The sequence below is a fragment of the Streptosporangium sp. NPDC001681 genome (assembly GCF_040298085.1).
Lineage (GTDB): Bacteria > Actinomycetota > Actinomycetes > Streptosporangiales > Streptosporangiaceae > Streptosporangium.
On sequence record NZ_JBEOZN010000015.1, the window covers coordinates 17,995 to 33,454 of the forward strand.

Here is a 15,460-nt window from a genome sequence, read left to right on the forward strand (position 1 = left end):
CCCGGACGGTGCACGAAGGGCTATGCCTCCAGGCCGCGGCGCTTCAGCAGGGGCTCGATGCGCGGGTCGCGGCCGCGGAAGTCGCGGAAGGCGTCCATCACGTCCCGCGAGCCGCCGACCGACAGCAGGGTGGAGCGGAAGTGGTCACCGTTGCCGCGCGTCAGGCCGCCGTTCTCCTCGAACCAGTCGACGCTCTCGGCGTCCAGCACCTCGCTCCAGATGTAGGAGTAGTAGCCGGCGCTGTAGCCGCCCACCCCGCTGACGAAGATGTGCGCGAAGTAGTTGGTCCGATAGCGGGTGCGGACCAGGTCGTAGGCGATCCCGGCGCGCTCCAGCGCCGCGTTCTCGAACGCCTCGGCGTCCTCGACGGTCTCGCCCCCGGCCAGCTTGTGCCAGGCCCAGTCCAGCAGTGCCGCCGCGAGATACTCGACGGTGGCGAAGCCCTGGTTGAACTTCTCCGCGGCCTTCATCTTCTCCAGGAGCTCCGCGGGCACCGGCTCGCCGGTCTCGTGGTGCCTGGCGAAGTTGGCGAGGATCGAGGGCCAGGTGGCCCACATCTCGTTGACCTGCGAGGGGTACTCCACGAAGTCGCGCGGCACGTCGGTGCCGGAGACCCGGGGGAAGCGCACGTCGGAGAAGAGGCCGTGCAGGGCGTGGCCGAACTCATGGAAGGCGGTGTTGACCTCCTCGAACGTCAGGAGCGTCGGCCCCTCGGAGGGCTTGGTGATGTTGAGGTTGTTCATCACCACGGGCAGCTCGCCGAACAGGTGCGACTGGGTGACCAGGTTGTTCATCCAGGCGCCGCCGCGCTTGGTCGGCCGGGCGTACGGGTCGAACACGAACAGGCCGAGCGGTGAGCCGTCCGCGTCGGACACCTCGAAGACCCGGACGTCCGGGTGGTACCCGGCCAGGTCGTCCCGGTCGGCGAAGGTGATCCCGTACAGCTCGCCGGCGGCGTGGAAGACACCGTCCCGCAGCACCCGGTCCAGCTCGAAGTAGGGGCGAAGGTCGGCGGCGTCGAAGTCGTAGCGGGCCTTGCGCACCCGCTCGGCGTAGAAGGACCAGTCCCACGGCTCCAGGGGGAAGCCGGCCTGCTCGCTCAGCGCCTCGGCCTCCCGGCGGGCGTTGGCCACCGCGGGGCCCACCAGCTTGCCGAGCATCTCCTCGACGGCGTCGGTGGTCTTGGCGGTCTGGTCGGCGACGGAGTAGGCGGCGTGGTTGGGAAAGCCGAGCAGGGCCGCCCGCTCGGCGCGGAGCGCCGCCATCCTGGCCGCCAGCTCGAAGTTCTCCGGCGCCCGGCCGACGGACAGCTCGTACAGCCTCCTGCGGGTCTCCCGGTCGGTCAGCTCGGCCAGCGCGGGCTGATTGGTGTAGTTGAACAGCGGCAGGACGTACCTGCCGTCCTTCTCGATCGCCTTGATCGTGCTCTCGGCGAGCCCGTCCAGCTGCTTGACGTCCTCGACGACCAGCGCGGAGGCCGTGGAGGCCGTGAGCAGGTTCTGGGAGAAGGTCGTGGCGAGCCTGGTCAGTTCCTCGTTGAGCGCCCTGAGGTGGTCCTGGTCGCCTTCGGACAGGTCCGCGCCGGCCCTGACGAAGTCGACGCGGTACTTCTGCAGCAGCCACGCCTCCTCGGGGTCGTCTGTGGCCACCTGTTCGATCCGGGCGTACAGGGCGCGGTCCAGGCGGATGGAGTCGGCGTGCTGGGTCAGCCTGGGGGAGACCTGGGTCTCGATCTCCCGGATGCCGTCGGTCGTGTCGGAGGCGGAGATGCTGCTGAAGACGGTCACGGTCCGCTTGAGAATCCGGCCCGAGCGCTCCAGGGCCTCGATCGTGTTGGCGAACGTCGCGGGCTCCGGGTTGTCGGCGATCTCCCGCACCTCGCGCAGCTGGTCGGCCATGCCACGTTCGAAGGCGGGAAGGTAGTGCTCCTCCCTGATCAGGGCGAACGGTGGCAGCCCGTACGGCAGCGTGCTGGGTTCGAAGAACGGGTTCTCGGCCAAGGCTGGAACTCCTCTCAGGTGGACGGATCTCTCAGCAGGGTCGCACAGCGGACCTTCGTCGCGGCAGCCCGGTGATACCGCGATTCGGCCGTCGGCAATCGTTTTGGTCTTGACCCCCAACCTGGGCTATTCTTTCGGAGGCGCCAGCGAGTCCCGCAAGGGAGTCCGGTGCGGTGGGGTATGGTGTAATTGGCAACACGGCTGATTCTGGTTCAGTTGTTCTAGGTTCGAGTCCTGGTACCCCAGCTGCATCTTCTTAGGAAGATGCCGCAGATTCGGCTCCCTCCGAATCTGATGACAGTGTGTAGGGTCCCGTCGTCTAGTGGCCCAGGACGCCGCCCTCTCAAGGCGGTAGCGCCGGTTCGAATCCGGTCGGGACTACCACTGTCTCTCGCAAGGCTCCGTCGTCTAGTGGCCTAGGACGCCGCCCTCTCAAGGCGGTAGCGCCGGTTCGAATCCGGTCGGGGCTACAAGTGCGAAACCCCCGGGAGCAACGGTTCCCGGGGGTTTTTGTCGTTTCAGGGGCGGGTGAGGCCGCACCCGGCATGGATCTCTCAGATCGCCCTCCCGCTCGGAGCCGCGGCCGGATACTCTCTCCCGACCCGGGAGATCGGGCACGCCGGACGCATGCCCGATCGAGAAGAACCCCCCGCCGTCAGCCGATGTACGGCCAGGTGGCGGCTGAACGCTCCCCGCCATGGCGGAACCGGAAAGGGACGGGGCGGCGCCCCGTCCCTTTCCGGTTCCGTTCCTAGTTCTGCCCCGAGCGGGCCTTGAACAGGGCACGCTTGGCGGCCTTGCCCACCTGCTTGTCCGGATGCGCCTTGCCGATCGCCTCCAGCAGCTCCTCCAGGTGCGGGTGCGGCACCTTCCAGATCACTTCGAGCAGGCTGACCAGGTTCGGCACGTTGCCGATGTCGTCCAGGCTGCTGACGAACTCGGGACGGCCCAGGCCGGCGGAGATGGTCAGCATGTCGAGGATCAGCCAGTGGGTGTCGGCCTGGGTGGGCGTGGGAGCGTCCTCGACGCCCAGCTGGGCCAGGTGGGTGGCCGCGTACGGGCGCAGGGACGGCTCGTCGAGGGCCTCCCGCCAGGCGGGTATGGCCACCTCACCGAGCGAGCCGACCATGCTGGCCGCCTGAACCCGGATCAGCGCGTTCGCGTCGTCCTCGGCCGCGGCCTCCAGCAGGTCCCTGGCGGCCTGCTCGGGGGCGCGCAGCTCCATCCAGGCCTCGAACTCGGCGTCCGCCTCCTCCTCGGGCAGCTCGGAGCCGAAGGAGAGCAGGTCCAGGGCCGTCATCGCGTCGATGGCGGGCCGGGCGTCCAGCTCGATGTCGGCCTCGTCCACGAGGTGGACCACGCCCTCCATGCCGAGCGGGGTCAGCCGCACCTGGTCGTGCTCGACCTCGACCATGCCGTACCCGGCCAGCCAGTCGAGCACCGGGTTGAGCGGGTCGCCGTACTGCGCGGTGGCGGCGGCCCAGGCCTCCGCGCCCAGGTCGTCGTACTCGGCGGCGGCCTCGGCCAGCTCGGTGCGGAGCTCGGCCAGCGGCTTGGAGCCGGTCGCCAGCAGCACCCGGACCAGCAGCGCCCTGGTCAGCCCGGACAGGGCGATCGTGGCCTCCTCGTCCGCCAGCTCCGGGTCGCCGTAGTCGATGGAGTGCAGACCGGCCATCCACGCGTCAAGGGCGTCGTCGTCCTCCTCGAAGGGCCACTCCGCGGTGTCGGCGTCGATGCTGACCGTGTCCTCCCCCTCGGGCTGGAGGAAGTCGAGGTCGATCGCGAGGTTCCAGATGTTCCAGAGCGCGGGGACGGAGTCGGCCAGCGACTTGTCGCCCTTCTCGGGAAGCGGGATGCCGAGGACGGCCAGGGCCTCGGTGATCTCGGTGTCGTCGAGCAGGCTCGTCTCGCCCACCCGGCGCTCAGAACCGACCCAGATCGCGAGGTCGCGGGCCTTGGAGATCAGGGGTGTCCTGCGGGTGGCCTCGGCCAGCTCGGAGTCCGGGCGGAGCCTGATCGTCGGCAGCTCGGAGAGCTCGTCGGCGAACGGCTCGAAGTCACCGAGCCCCTCGGACTCCTCGTCGTACTCGTCGTCCTCATCCTCCTCGACGACGAGATCCTCCATGGCGTCGACGAAGTCGTCCTCAAGGCGGTCGAGCTCGGCGAGCAGGTCCCCCAGCGGGGCGGAGCCCTTGGCCAGGCGGTCGGACTCCGACAGGAAGGTCAGATAGGCACGGACCGCGGGCACCATGCCGTCGGCGGCGGCGTCCGGATCCTCGACGACCTGGGGCATCCGGTCGAGGAGAACCGTGCGCAGGTCGGACTGCCTCCACCGGCCGACGTCGTCGGAGGCGATCAGCCGGTGCCACAGCGCGACAGAGCCGACCAGGTTGGAATCGCTGCCGGGCGCGTTCTCACGCGCCCACAGGATGAAGTTCTGGAGCAGGGGACGCAGTTCAGCCGCGGCTGCCTCGATGCGATCTGTCACCTGCCCAGCCTAGGGGGCCGCAGGGGTGCTCGCCTCCTCATATCGCCCACAGGTCGATCGGTGTCAGCCGCCGCGGAGGTCAGTTGGCGCGGCGCATCGACTCGGTGATCCGCTCGGCGGCGGTGACCACGGGGGCGGCGTGCAGTCTGCCGGGGGTGCGGGTCAGACGCTCGATCGGGCCGGAGACCGACACCGCGGCGACCACCTTGCCGCCCGCGCCCCTGATCGGCGCCGAGACGCTGGCCACGCCCTGCTCGCGCTCGCCGACGCTGTGCGCCCAGCCCCTGCGCCGCACGCTCGCGAGCGTGGCCGCGGTGAACTTGGCCCCGCGCAGGCCCCGGTGCAGGCGGTCGGGCTCCTCCCAGGCGAGCAGGATCTGCGCCGCGGACCCCGCGAGCATCGGCAGGGCCGAGCCGACCGGCACGGTGTCGCGCAGTCCGCTGGCACGCTCGGCGGCGGCCACGCAGACCCGCTCGTCACCCTGGCGCCGGTAGAGTTGCGCGCTCTCCCCGGTCAGGTCTCTCAGCTGGGTGAGAACCGGTGAGGCGACGGCCAGCAGCCTGTCCTCGCCGGCGGCGGTGGACAGCTCGGACAGGCGGGGGCCCAGGACGAAACGGCCCTGGGTGTCGCGGGAGACGATGCGGTGGTGCTCCAGAGCGACGGCCAGCCGGTGGGCGGTGGGGCGGGCCAGGCCGGTGGCGTGGACGAGTTGTGCGAGGGACGCCGGGCCGGCTTCAAGGGCGTTGAGCACGAGGACGGCCTTGTCCAGTACGCCGACTCCGCTAGAGTTGTCCATACACCGATACTGCCGTCTCGACATATGAGAAAGCAAGTGGGTGCGGGATAGCCGATCGCAAGGAGGCGACATGGGCCGCACGCTCGCGGAGAAGGTCTGGGAGCAGCACGTCGTGCGACGTGCGGAGGGAGAACCCGACCTGCTCTACATCGACCTTCACCTCGTTCACGAGGTCACGAGCCCGCAGGCGTTCGACGGCCTGCGCATGGCGGGTCGCCCCGTCAGGCGGCCCGACCTCACCATCGCCACCGAGGACCACAACGTCCCGACCGTACGCGGTCCGATCAACGACCTGGTGTCGCGGACGCAGGTGGAGACGCTGCGTAAGAACTGTGCGGAGTTCGGTGTCCGGCTGCACCCGATGGGTGACGCGGGGCAGGGCGTGGTCCACATCATCGGCCCGCAGTTCGGCCTGACCCAGCCCGGCATGACGATCGTGTGTGGTGATTCTCACACCTCCACCCACGGCGCCTTCGGCGGCATCGCGTTCGGCATCGGCACCTCCGAGGTGGAGCACGTGCTGGCCACCCAGACGCTGCCCGCCTACCGGCCGAAGACCATGGCCATCGAGGTCTCCGGCGAGCTGCCCCCCGGCGTCACCGCCAAGGACCTGATCCTGGCGATCATCGCCAAGATCGGCACCGGCGGCGGCCAGGGCTACATCGTCGAGTACCGGGGCGAGGCCATCCGCAGGCTCTCCATGGAGGGCCGGATGACGGTCTGCAACATGTCCATCGAGGCGGGTGCCCGCGCGGGCATGATCGCCCCGGACGAGACCACCTTCGAATATCTCAAGGGCCGTCCCCACGCGCCGTCCGGTGCCGACTGGGACGCCGCGGTCGAGTACTGGAAGTCGCTGGTCAGCGACGAGGACGCGGTCTTCGACGCCGTCGTGGAGATCGACGCCACGACGCTGACCCCGTTCGTCACCTGGGGCACCAACCCGGGCCAGGGCGCCCCGCTGGGCACGTCCGTGCCCCGTCCCGAGGACACCGACGACCCGGCCGCCGCCGCGCGTGCCCTGGAGTACATGGGCCTGACCGCGGGCACCCCGCTCCGCGAGGTCAAGGTCGACACGGTCTTCGTGGGCTCCTGCACCAACGGCAGGCTGGAGGACCTGCGCGCCGCGGCCGAGGTGCTGCGCGGGCGCCAGGTCGTGACGCGCACGCTGATCGTGCCCGGTTCGATGCTGGTCAAGCTCCAGGCCGAGCAGGAGGGGCTGCACGAGGTCTTCAAGGCCGCGGGCGCCGAATGGCGCGAGGCCGGCTGTTCCATGTGCCTGGGGATGAACCCCGACACCCTCGCCCCCGGCGAGCGCAGCGCCTCGACCTCCAACCGCAACTTCGAGGGGCGGCAGGGCAAGGGCGGCCGTACCCACCTCGTGTCCCCGCAGGTCGCCGCCGCGACCGCCGTCACCGGCAAACTCACCGCGCCCGCCGACCTGTAAGGAGTCCTCGCGATGGAAGCGTTCACCACCCACACCGGCCGGGCCGTGCCGCTGCGCCGCAGCAACGTGGACACCGACCAGATCATCCCCGCCGTCTGGCTCAAGCAGGTCAGCAGGACCGGGTTCGAGAAGGGCCTGTTCTCCGCCTGGCGTGAGGACCCCGGCTTCGTCCTGAACAACCCCGTTCACGAGGGCGCCACGATCCTGCTGGCCGGCCCCGACTTCGGCACCGGCTCCTCCCGCGAGCACGCGGTCTGGGCCCTGCAGCAGTACGGCTTCCGCGTCGTGATCGCGGCCCGTTTCGGAGACATCTTCCGTAATAATTCCACCAAGATGGGCCTGCTCCCGGTCGTCCTGCCGGGCGGGATCGTCGAGGCGCTGCAGGCCGCGGTCGAGGCGGACCCGACCCTTGAGATCACCGTTGACCTGGCGGGACGCCAGGTCCGCTGGGGCGCGGAGGCCGTCGCCTTCGAGATCGACGACTACACGCGCTGGCGGCTGATGGAGGGCCTGGACGACATCGGGCTGACCCTGCGCAACGCCGATGCCATCGGGACATACGAGAATGGTCGGCAGCCATGGCTGCCGACGACCGTCTGACGAGTTCAGAGGACGAGCTGGCGTGGCGGCTGCGCGAGGCGCACCGCCGCGTCCGGTCCCTGCATGTCTCCGTCGAGGAGAGAAAACGTCTCACCAGGCGCCTGCTGGCCATCTGCGATATGGCCAAGCGCGACCTCGATCACGCCACAGGGCGTCTTGATTTGTTCCTTCTCAGTATTGATGTCTTGGTTTCAGATACGCCGAGCACTGGAAACATTGCGGAAGGTGATTGAGTCATACGGCTCCGTCCCCTAATTTCAAGCGAGCAGGGGGTTTCTCATCGTGATCGTTGATGAGATCTGTGATGAGACCCCTCGCCGTGACAAATCGGGTGAGACGGGTTTTCTGCCCCGTGACCCACTCCCGGACATCGGTAAGCAGGGGGAGCAACCTTATGAACAAAAAGGAACTCGTCGACGCCATCGCGGATCGGGTGGGCGACAAGAAGACGGCCACCGAAGCCGTGAACGCGGTGCTCGACACGATCCAGGCCACCGTCGCGAGTGGCGACAAGGTCTCGATCACGGGGTTCGGTGCCTTTGAGATGGTGCACAAGCCGGCCCGCACCGCCCGCAACCCCTCGACGGGTGCCGAGATCCACGTCGCCGAGAGTTGGGGGCCGAAATTCCGGCCCGGTTCCGACTTCAAGGAACTCGTCAACAACGGCGGCAAGAAGGCAGCGAAGAAGAAATAGGCTTCGGCCTAGGCGCCCGGACTCCCGAAGCGGGAGCCCGGGCGTCCGGCTTCCCGGCCGGCGCCGGCCGGATCCCGATCCCCTGCCGGGGCCGCCGAAAGTGCCCCGTGCGGTGTTCGGTCACGTTCACCGGATTCGCCGGCGGGCGCCACGGAGATGATTTCGGCTCGGGCCGTCAGGGAAGCCGGTTTCCCGGCCGCCTCACCGGCCGGGTACGGGGAAGGTCGAGAGGGTGATGTAGGCGACGTCGTCGCCGTCCATGACGATGTTGACCCGCTGACCCGCCCTGAGCAGCCGGAGCGGCCCCGCGTCGAACGCCGCCGCGCCGAACGGGATCTCGGTCCCGTCGTCCAGGAAGACCGACCCCGACCGGGTCGCCTCCTCGAAGCTCCGCACCGTCGCCTGCACACGCCCAGGGTAGCCTCCGGACGGGAATCCCGCCCGAACCGGGGCTATCGGTCCCTGTCGCGTTACTCCGGCTGCGAAGACCCGCCGGACAGCGCGATCCTTTCCGCCATGGCCAGCGTGCGGGGGCCGACGCCCAGGACCAGCGCCCGGCGGAGATCGTCCGGGGTGTCCACGTCATGGCGGACCGACTCCACCCCCGCCACGCAGAGCTCCTTGGCGCCGCGCCGCAGGTGCCGGTCCCGCGACTCGCCGCCGAACCCCGGCGTGAACGGCATACCGGGCCGTACGCCGTAGAAGGTCGTGCCGATCTCGGAGGCGTCGGGCAGGAACATCTGGTCGAACTCCGCGGCGGCGGTCAGCACGCGGGCCAGCTCAGCGGGGCGGAGGGCGGGGAGGTCGGCCTGGAGGGCGCCGACGGCGTCGCCGGGCGCCAGCCGTACCGCTTCCAGGGCGCCGTGTCGCAGGGCGGCGTTCAGCCCCGCCTCCGGGTCGCCGACCACGTGCGCGCCGACCCCGCCGAGCGCCTCGGCGGCCACGGGGTCACCCGTCACCACGACCACCCGCGTGACGAGCGCGCACCTCAGCGCCGCCTCGACGGTGTCACAGGCGATCGCCACGGCCAGCGCGGCCCGGTGCGGGCCCGCCGCCGCGGACAGGCGGGTCTTGGCGGCGACCAGCGTTTTGACCGGGACGACAAGGGTCCAGGCGGAACTTTCCTGAGCAGCCATAGCGTTAAGCATCTCGCCTCGACATCCCGGGGAGCCAACCGGGAGACTTGGTGCGCAAACCGCTCATACGGAGGAGCCCATGAGACGCCCCGGCTGGCCCTCGCGATTCTGGGTCGCCTTCGCCGTCGCGATCGTCAAGCCGATCTCATGGCTCCTGGTCAAGAAGGACTGGCGTCGCAGCGACCGGTTGCCCAGGACGGGCGGGATCATCGTGGCGACCAACCACCTGTCGTGGCTGGATCCGATCCTCATCTCGCACTTCCTCTACAACAACGGCCGCTGGCCGGTGATCCTGGCCAAGTCGGGTCTCTTCTCGGTGCCGCTGCTCGGTCCCCTGCTGAGGGCGCTCCAGGTCATTCCCGTCTATCGGGGGAGCTCTGACGCGGGGCGCTCGCTGGAGGAGTCACGGCGCCGGTTCGCCGCCGGGGCGTGCGTGATGTTCTATCCGGAGGGCACCTGCACCCGCGACCCGGACCTCTGGCCGATGGAGGGCAAGACCGGCGCGGCCAGGCTGGCTCTGGAGACCGGTGCGACGGTGATCCCCGTCGCGCACTGGGGGGCCCAGGAGATCCTGCCGTACGGTGCCAGAAGGCCCCGCCTGCTGCCACGCAAGACCTTCCGCGTGCTGACCGGGCCACCGGTCGACCTGTCGAAGTACCAGGGCCAGCCGCTCCAGGCCGACGTGCTGCGCTCCGCGACCGCCGACATCATGTCTGCGATCACGGTCCAGCTGGCCGAACTCCGCGGGGAGAAGGCGCCCAAGGCGCCGTTCAAGCGACCTTCCGACAACTGACTTCGGCGTACGGTGTTGACATCCTCCCCTCCCCGAAGGGAGGGGATTCCCACGGTCGCCCGTGAGAGTTCCTGATTCACCGCCGGTCGCCCGCCAGGAGAAAACCCTTGAGGTCCTACACCAGCTCCACAGGCGTTTCACCTCTCCGCCAGCCCGGCGGTGAGGACCTAGCCGGTCACGCCCGTAGTGGCCCGGTTATCGCCACCGCCGGACACGGTACCGAACCGTACGGCATCGCGCCGCGTTTTCTCCCCCGCCCGGAGGCGGAGGTTTCCACGCCCAAGGAGAACCGATGACCAAGGCGGCTGTATTCGGCACGGGTTCGTGGGGAACGACCTTCAGCATGATCCTCGCGGGGGCGGGCACCCGGACGATCCTGTGGGGCCGCAGCGCGGAGGTCGTCGAGGCGATCGACCGGCGGCACGAGAACCCCGTCTACCTGCCGGGCACGGTGCTGCCCGAGACGCTGCGCGCCACGACCGACCCGGCCGAGGCTCTCGACGGCGCCGACTTCGTGGTGCTCGCGGTGCCCTCCCAGACCCTGAGGGAGAACCTGACCCGCTGGAAGCCGGACCTGCCGCCGGAGGCGGTGCTGGTCAGCCTGATGAAGGGCATCGAGCTGGGCACCACCAAGCGGATGAGCGAGGTGATCTGCGAGGTCGCCGGGGTGCCTCAGGAGCGGGTCGCGGTGGTGTCGGGGCCCAACCTGGCCGGGGAGATCGTCCGGGGCCAGCCCGCCGCCACCGTGGTCGCCTGCACCGACGAGCGGGCGATGGAACGCCTCCAGGAGGCCTGCTACCTGCCGCCCTGGTTCCGCCCCTACACCAACCCCGACGTCGTGGGGGTCGAACTCGGCGGGGCCGTCAAGAACGTGATCGCCCTCGCGGTCGGCATCTCGGCGGGGATGGGGCTGGGCGACAACGTCGGGGCGATGCTGATGACGCGCGGGCTGGCCGAGATCTCCAGGCTGGGCACGGCACTCGGCGCGGACCCGCACACCTTCGCGGGGCTGGCCGGCATGGGCGATCTGGTGGCGACCTGTACCTCCCCATTGTCGCGGAACCGTACTTTCGGGGAGAATCTAGGGCGGGGCATGACCCTGGCCGAGGTCATCGCCGCCACGAAACAGACCGCCGAGGGGGTCAAATCCTGCGAGTCGGTGCTCGAACTGGCCAAAAAGCACGACGTGGAGATGCCGATCACCGAAGTGGTGGTGGCCGTCGTCCATGACGCAATGCCTCCCAGCGAGGCCGCGGTGCTCCTGATGTCGCGGACTCCCAAGCCGGAACGGTACGGCCTGTGAAGACACGGTGTGGCCCATGAACAGACGGATGCGCAGGCGCAGGGGGGAGAACACCCGGTCGGTGCACCTGCCGGCTCCCGAGCCGCCCTCGCAGAGACCCCTCGGCCTTCCCGTGTGGCGCAGCTCCGCCTGGGGTTTCGGCGACTCCGCCGAGTACGCCGAGGTGCTGGAGGTGAAGGGTTCCGGCCACGCCTACGGCCGGATCGACAACCCCACCACCGCCGCGTTCGCCTCGGCGGTGGCCTCTCTGGAGGGGGCCGCGGCGCCCGAGGACGTGGCCGGGCAGGCGTTCGCCTCGGGGATGGCCGCCGTCAACGCCGTCCTGATGACGTTCCTGCGCGCGGGCGCGCACCTCGTGGCACCCACCCCGCTGTACGGCGGGACCCACTCGCTGATCACCAACGTGCTGTCCAGGTTCGGGGTCAGCGTGGACTTCGTCGGCTACGACGACCTGACCAGGGTGCAGGCGGCGATCAGGCCCAACACGAAGATCATCTATGCGGAGACGCTCTCCAACCCGACCATGGCGGTCTCCGACATCCGCGGCCTCTACCGGATCGCCCGCGCCGCGGGGGCACTGCTGGTGGTCGACTCCACCTTCGCCACCCCGATCGTGTGCCGTCCCCTGGAACACGGCGCCGACCTGGTGATCCACTCCGCGACCACGTATCTCGGCGGCCATGACGACTGCGCCGGGGGCGTCGCGGTGGGCCGTCCCGACCTGATCGCCCAGCTGCGCGAGGTCAGGATCGACACCGGGGGCACGCTCTCCCCCGATGACGCCTTCCTGCTCCGCCGGGGGCTCGCGACCCTGCCGCTGCGGGTCCGCCGGATGTGCTCCACCGCGATGGTCTTCGCCGCGGCCGTGGCCAAGCACCCCGCCGTGCGCCGGGTCGACTACCCGGGGCTGCCGGGACACCCCGGACACCAGCTCGCCAGGCACCTGTTCGACTCGGGGCCCGAGGGCACCAGGTACGGCGCCTGTGTGACGATCACTCCGCGCGGTGGCTACGACGCCGGCGTGGCCCTGGCCGACGCCCTCAGGCTCGCCTCGATCGCCCCCTCCGCCGGAGGAATCCACACCAAGGCCGCGCACGTGGCCTCGACCACCCACCGGCGGCTCGGCGGGGCGGCGGGGATCGATGAGGCGGCCGTCCGGTTCTCCATCGGGCTTGAGGACGCGGAAGATCTCATCATGGATGTGACCAAGGCACTCGACTCACTACCCGCATCGAGTAGATAGGCGCGTCTAACAGCCGGATTGCCCCCTAACAGGGGGTAGATTCGGGCATCATGAGTGAGCAGCACGAACCTCTACCGAGAGTCGCCGTCGTCTTCGGCGGTCGCAATTCCGAGCATGCCGTCTCCATTCTCGGAGCGGGAAGCGTGCTGGAGGTCATCGACAGGTCCAAGTACGAGGTGGTCCCGATCGGGATCGCCCAGGACGGCCGGTGGGTGCTCGCCTCCGGGGAGCAGCAGTACGGGATCGAGAGCGGCGAGTTGCCCGCCGTCGACGCGGCGAGCGCGACGCTGGCGCTGACATCCGGTAGTGGCGCGCTGGTGGCGTACGACCCCGGCAGCATTCCCGTCGAGCTCGGCCACGTCGACGTCGTCTTCCCGGTGATGCACGGCCCCTTCGCCGAGGACGGCACCATCCAGGGGCTGCTGGAGATGGCCGGGGTCCGCTATGTCGGCTCCGGGGTGCTGGCCAGCTCCGTCGGCATGGACAAGGCGTACATGAAGATGGTCCTCGCCGCCTCGGGCCTGCCCGTCGGGCCGTATGTCGCGATCCGCGACCGCGACTGGCGGACCGACCGCGGCCGGGTGCTCAAGGAGGTCCAGGAGCTCGGCTGGCCGGTCTTCGTCAAGCCCGCCCGCGCCGGGTCCAGCCAGGGCATCTCCAAGGCCGCCGACCTGGAGGAGCTTGAGCGGGCCATCGAGTTCGCCCGCGAGCACGACCCCAAGGTGCTGGTCGAGGCCGCGATCACCGGCCGCGAGATCGAGTGCGCCGTGCTGGAGTCGCCGGGCGACGAGGCGCCTCGCGCCAGCATGCCCGGTGAGGTACTGGTCCACGGAGACCACGAGTTCTTCGACTTCGAGGCCAAGTACATCGGGAGCGACATGTCCCTGTCGGTGCCCGCGGACATCCCCGAGGAGACGGCCGAGCAGCTGCGGGCGATGGCCGTGCGCGCCTTCGAGGCGCTGGGCTGCGAGGGCCTGTCGCGGGTCGACTTCTTCTACACCACCGACGGGCGACTGATCGTCAACGAGATCAACACCATGCCCGGCTTCACCGCGATGTCGGTCGCGCCGCAGCTCTGGGCCGCCACCGGGGTGCCCTACCCGGAGCTGGTCGACCGGCTGATCCAGCTCGCGCTGCACCGCTCACCCGGTCTGCGGTAGCGCTGCCTTGATCGGTGCCGCGAGATCGGCCAGCACGCTCTGCGGGGTGTGCTCCCGCGCGACCGTCACCTCGACGTAGGCCGCCCTGCCGATCGACGTGAACAGCGTCGGTCGGGCCGGGTCGGCGTACCACGCCACTTCGTTGATCTCGGGAACCTGGTCGGTGGGCGACATGGTCACCGGCCGCGGCACCCCGCAGCGCAGGGCGATGCGGCCCTGCCCCCACACGGCGACGTAGGGGGAGGCGGGGGTGGACTCGACCCGGTCCGCGCCGTCGAGCCTCCGCGGGAGCCGCTCGGCGAGCGCCTGGCACGCGGCGGCGGCGGGCCCCTCGGGGACGGGCGGCTCGACCCGGACGGCGCCGCCGCATCCCGCCAGGATCAGCAGGGCGCAGGCGCACCCCGCCAGGCGGGTGAACCGCAGTGGCATGTCACGTTCCCGACGGTCAGATACGGACTCAGATGTGGACGATGGGACACGTCAGTGTACGCGTGATCCCCTCCACACCCTGAATCTGCGCCACCACGAGCTTTCCCAGCTCATCGACGTTGCGGGCCTCCGCCCGCACTATCACGTCGTAGGGCCCGGTGACGTCCTCGGCCTGGGTGACACCAGAGATGCCGGAGATCTCCAAAGCCACGTTCGCGGCCTTGCCGACCTCGGTCTGAATAAGGATGTAGGCCTGCACCACAACGACCTCCGGGGCGATTGGATCAGTGCCGAAGGGCCACCGTACCCTGTGATGAACGGGAGGTGTGTCATCACAGTCGGAGATCTCGGCGAATTCGGGGTTGTTGCACGTATTGCCGGACGCTTGCCACAGGGAGGGACCGTATTGCTCGGTCCCGGGGACGACGCCGCGGTGGTGAGCGCTCCCGATGGGCGGGTCGTCGTGACGACTGACCTGTTACTTGAGGGTAGGCACTTCCGCCGTGATTGGTCCAGCGGCTACGACATCGGGCGCAAGGCCGCGGCGCAGAATCTCTCGGACGTCGTGGCGATGGGAGCCGACCCCACCGGCCTCGTGGTCGGCCTCGGGCTGCCCGCCGACGCCACCACCGGCTGGCTGGACGACCTCACGGACGGCTTCCGCGACGAGTGCGACCTCGTCGGCGCCAGCGTGGTGGGCGGCGACATCACCCGCTGCGATCTCGTCGTGATCGCCGTCACCGCCCTCGGCGACCTGGGCGGCCGGGCGCCGGTCACCAGATCGGGGGCCCGGCCTGGTGACGTGGTCGCGATCGCGGGCCGCCTCGGGTACGCCGCCGCGGGCCTCGCGCTGCTCCGTGCGGGTCTGGCCGGGCCGGTGGAGCTGATCGACGCCCACCGCCGCCCGTGCCCTCCCTACCCGCGCGGCCCCGAGGCCGCCGCGCTGGGTGCCACCGCCATGCTCGACGTGAGCGACGGCCTGCTCCAGGATCTCGGCCACGTGGCGGCCGCGGCCGGAACCGCGCTCGTGCTCGACCCGGAGGCGTTCGACGTCCCGCCGGTGATGCGGGAGGCCGCCCGGCTGCTCGGTACGGACCCGCTGGAGTGGGTGCTCTCCGGCGGCGACGACCACGCCCTCGCCGCGACCTTCCCGGACCGGGTACGGCTCCCGGAGGGCTGGAACGTGGTGGGTCATGTCATCGAGGGTGAAGGAGTGCAGGTCAAAGGCCTGCTGCTGGACCGTGGAGGCTGGGACCACTTCCGGGAGTGACCTTTACCACTCGTTGTTACATCTGCGAAAATTGCGACAAACGGTTATTGAACTGGTATGAAGTTGGGCGGTCGAGATTCCCTCCGAGAAAGGGGCGATAT

Annotated in this window: 16 protein-coding genes and 3 tRNA genes; 12 read left to right on the top strand and 7 right to left on the bottom strand. The window is 69.8% G+C overall.

The window, feature by feature from the left end; all coding sequences use genetic code 11:
- Positions 1-20: 20 nt before the first annotated feature.
- Positions 21-2,000, bottom strand: coding sequence for a M3 family metallopeptidase (locus ABT130_RS09755; RefSeq protein WP_350954332.1), 1,980 nt, complete (start codon positions 1,998-2,000; stop codon positions 21-23).
- 174 nt (positions 2,001-2,174) lie between these two features.
- On the opposite strand from ABT130_RS09755, the gene ABT130_RS09760 reads away from it, so the two are divergent.
- The 3 genes from ABT130_RS09760 (at position 2,175) to ABT130_RS09770 (ending at position 2,470) form a co-directional block, all read left to right on the top strand.
- Positions 2,175-2,246, top strand: a tRNA-Gln gene (locus ABT130_RS09760).
- A 62-nt stretch (positions 2,247-2,308) separates the two neighbouring features.
- Positions 2,309-2,384, top strand: a tRNA-Glu gene (locus tag ABT130_RS09765).
- 13 nt (positions 2,385-2,397) lie between these two features.
- Positions 2,398-2,470: transfer RNA gene (locus ABT130_RS09770), tRNA-Glu, on the top strand.
- A 281-nt stretch (positions 2,471-2,751) separates the two neighbouring features.
- Here the strand turns inward: ABT130_RS09770 and ABT130_RS09775 are convergent.
- Both ABT130_RS09775 and ABT130_RS09780 read right to left on the bottom strand, forming a co-directional pair.
- Positions 2,752-4,488, bottom strand: coding sequence for a hypothetical protein (locus ABT130_RS09775; RefSeq protein WP_350954334.1), 1,737 nt, complete (start codon positions 4,486-4,488; stop codon positions 2,752-2,754).
- A gap of 79 nt (positions 4,489-4,567) precedes the next feature.
- Entirely contained in the window at positions 4,568-5,284 is a 717-nt protein-coding gene (locus ABT130_RS09780) for an IclR family transcriptional regulator (protein WP_030913609.1), read from the bottom strand.
- A 70-nt stretch (positions 5,285-5,354) separates the two neighbouring features.
- Between ABT130_RS09780 and leuC the strand changes: the two genes are divergently transcribed.
- The 4 genes from leuC (at position 5,355) to ABT130_RS09800 (ending at position 8,025) form a co-directional block, all read left to right on the top strand.
- On the top strand, positions 5,355-6,731 hold the full coding sequence (gene leuC / locus ABT130_RS09785; RefSeq protein ID WP_350914779.1) for a 3-isopropylmalate dehydratase large subunit: 1,377 nt from the start codon (positions 5,355-5,357) through the stop codon (positions 6,729-6,731).
- A 12-nt stretch (positions 6,732-6,743) separates the two neighbouring features.
- Complete coding sequence (gene leuD, locus ABT130_RS09790; protein WP_350914781.1) at positions 6,744-7,331, top strand: 3-isopropylmalate dehydratase small subunit; 588 nt, start codon at positions 6,744-6,746, stop codon at positions 7,329-7,331.
- Positions 7,310-7,564, top strand: a complete 255-nt coding sequence (locus tag ABT130_RS09795) for an SCO5555 family protein (RefSeq protein WP_350914783.1) — start codon at positions 7,310-7,312, stop codon at positions 7,562-7,564. The genes leuD and ABT130_RS09795 overlap by 22 nt, the downstream gene beginning before the upstream one ends.
- Before the next feature lie 161 nt (positions 7,565-7,725).
- Positions 7,726-8,025 (top strand): HU family DNA-binding protein, encoded by a 300-nt coding sequence (locus tag ABT130_RS09800; RefSeq protein ID WP_350914785.1) that lies wholly within the window; start codon positions 7,726-7,728, stop codon positions 8,023-8,025.
- 201 nt (positions 8,026-8,226) lie between these two features.
- On the opposite strand, the gene ABT130_RS09805 is transcribed toward ABT130_RS09800, so the two are convergent.
- Both ABT130_RS09805 and cofC read right to left on the bottom strand, forming a co-directional pair.
- Positions 8,227-8,433 carry a hypothetical protein gene (locus ABT130_RS09805; RefSeq protein WP_350914787.1) on the bottom strand — a complete coding sequence of 69 codons (207 nt, stop codon included), beginning with the start codon at positions 8,431-8,433 and terminating at the stop codon, positions 8,227-8,229.
- Positions 8,434-8,495: 62 nt separating this feature from the next.
- Positions 8,496-9,173 (bottom strand): 2-phospho-L-lactate guanylyltransferase, encoded by a 678-nt coding sequence (gene cofC, locus ABT130_RS09810; protein ID WP_350954336.1) that lies wholly within the window; start codon positions 9,171-9,173, stop codon positions 8,496-8,498.
- A 67-nt stretch (positions 9,174-9,240) separates the two neighbouring features.
- Between cofC and ABT130_RS09815 the strand changes: the two genes are divergently transcribed.
- The 4 genes from ABT130_RS09815 to ABT130_RS09830 all read left to right on the top strand — a co-directional run bounded on the left by ABT130_RS09815 (position 9,241) and on the right by ABT130_RS09830 (position 13,660).
- Positions 9,241-9,954, top strand: a complete 714-nt coding sequence (locus ABT130_RS09815) for a lysophospholipid acyltransferase family protein (RefSeq protein ID WP_350954338.1) — start codon at positions 9,241-9,243, stop codon at positions 9,952-9,954.
- Between the two features lie 292 nt (positions 9,955-10,246).
- Entirely contained in the window at positions 10,247-11,257 is a 1,011-nt protein-coding gene (locus tag ABT130_RS09820; protein ID WP_350914793.1) for an NAD(P)H-dependent glycerol-3-phosphate dehydrogenase, read from the top strand.
- 16 nt (positions 11,258-11,273) lie between these two features.
- A complete protein-coding gene (locus tag ABT130_RS09825; RefSeq protein WP_350954340.1) occupies positions 11,274-12,500 on the top strand; it encodes a trans-sulfuration enzyme family protein in 1,227 nt (408 codons plus the stop codon).
- 50 nt (positions 12,501-12,550) lie between these two features.
- Entirely contained in the window at positions 12,551-13,660 is a 1,110-nt protein-coding gene (locus ABT130_RS09830; protein ID WP_350914797.1) for a D-alanine--D-alanine ligase family protein, read from the top strand.
- On the opposite strand, the gene ABT130_RS09835 is transcribed toward ABT130_RS09830, so the two are convergent.
- Both ABT130_RS09835 and ABT130_RS09840 read right to left on the bottom strand, forming a co-directional pair.
- On the bottom strand, positions 13,643-14,089 hold the full coding sequence (locus tag ABT130_RS09835; RefSeq protein ID WP_350914799.1) for a DUF3515 family protein: 447 nt from the start codon (positions 14,087-14,089) through the stop codon (positions 13,643-13,645). The genes ABT130_RS09830 and ABT130_RS09835 overlap by 18 nt on opposite strands.
- A gap of 28 nt (positions 14,090-14,117) precedes the next feature.
- The gene (locus ABT130_RS09840; RefSeq protein WP_350914801.1) at positions 14,118-14,351 is read right to left on the bottom strand and encodes an Lrp/AsnC family transcriptional regulator; all 234 of its coding nucleotides are present in this window, start codon (positions 14,349-14,351) and stop codon (positions 14,118-14,120) included.
- A gap of 51 nt (positions 14,352-14,402) precedes the next feature.
- On the opposite strand from ABT130_RS09840, the gene ABT130_RS09845 reads away from it, so the two are divergent.
- A complete protein-coding gene (locus tag ABT130_RS09845; RefSeq protein ID WP_350954342.1) occupies positions 14,403-15,359 on the top strand; it encodes a thiamine-phosphate kinase in 957 nt (318 codons plus the stop codon).
- Positions 15,360-15,460: the final 101 nt, after the last annotated feature.

Excerpts from the sequence above, each read along its gene's own strand:
- ABT130_RS09780 (WP_030913609.1), bottom strand. The coding sequence starts at position 5,284 with ATGGACAACTCTAGCGGAGTCGGCGTACTGGACAAGGCCGTCCTCGTG.
- leuC (WP_350914779.1), top strand. The coding sequence starts at position 5,355 with ATGGGCCGCACGCTCGCGGAGAAGGTCTGGGAGCAGCACGTCGTGCGA.
- leuD (WP_350914781.1), top strand. The coding sequence starts at position 6,744 with ATGGAAGCGTTCACCACCCACACCGGCCGGGCCGTGCCGCTGCGCCGC.
- ABT130_RS09795 (WP_350914783.1), top strand. The coding sequence starts at position 7,310 with ATGGCTGCCGACGACCGTCTGACGAGTTCAGAGGACGAGCTGGCGTGG.
- ABT130_RS09800 (WP_350914785.1), top strand. The coding sequence starts at position 7,726 with ATGAACAAAAAGGAACTCGTCGACGCCATCGCGGATCGGGTGGGCGAC.
- cofC (WP_350954336.1), bottom strand. The coding sequence starts at position 9,173 with ATGCTTAACGCTATGGCTGCTCAGGAAAGTTCCGCCTGGACCCTTGTC.
- ABT130_RS09815 (WP_350954338.1), top strand. The coding sequence starts at position 9,241 with ATGAGACGCCCCGGCTGGCCCTCGCGATTCTGGGTCGCCTTCGCCGTC.
- ABT130_RS09820 (WP_350914793.1), top strand. The coding sequence starts at position 10,247 with ATGACCAAGGCGGCTGTATTCGGCACGGGTTCGTGGGGAACGACCTTC.
- ABT130_RS09825 (WP_350954340.1), top strand. The coding sequence starts at position 11,274 with ATGAACAGACGGATGCGCAGGCGCAGGGGGGAGAACACCCGGTCGGTG.
- ABT130_RS09830 (WP_350914797.1), top strand. The coding sequence starts at position 12,551 with ATGAGTGAGCAGCACGAACCTCTACCGAGAGTCGCCGTCGTCTTCGGC.
- ABT130_RS09835 (WP_350914799.1), bottom strand. The coding sequence starts at position 14,089 with ATGCCACTGCGGTTCACCCGCCTGGCGGGGTGCGCCTGCGCCCTGCTG.
- ABT130_RS09845 (WP_350954342.1), top strand. The coding sequence starts at position 14,403 with ATGAACGGGAGGTGTGTCATCACAGTCGGAGATCTCGGCGAATTCGGG.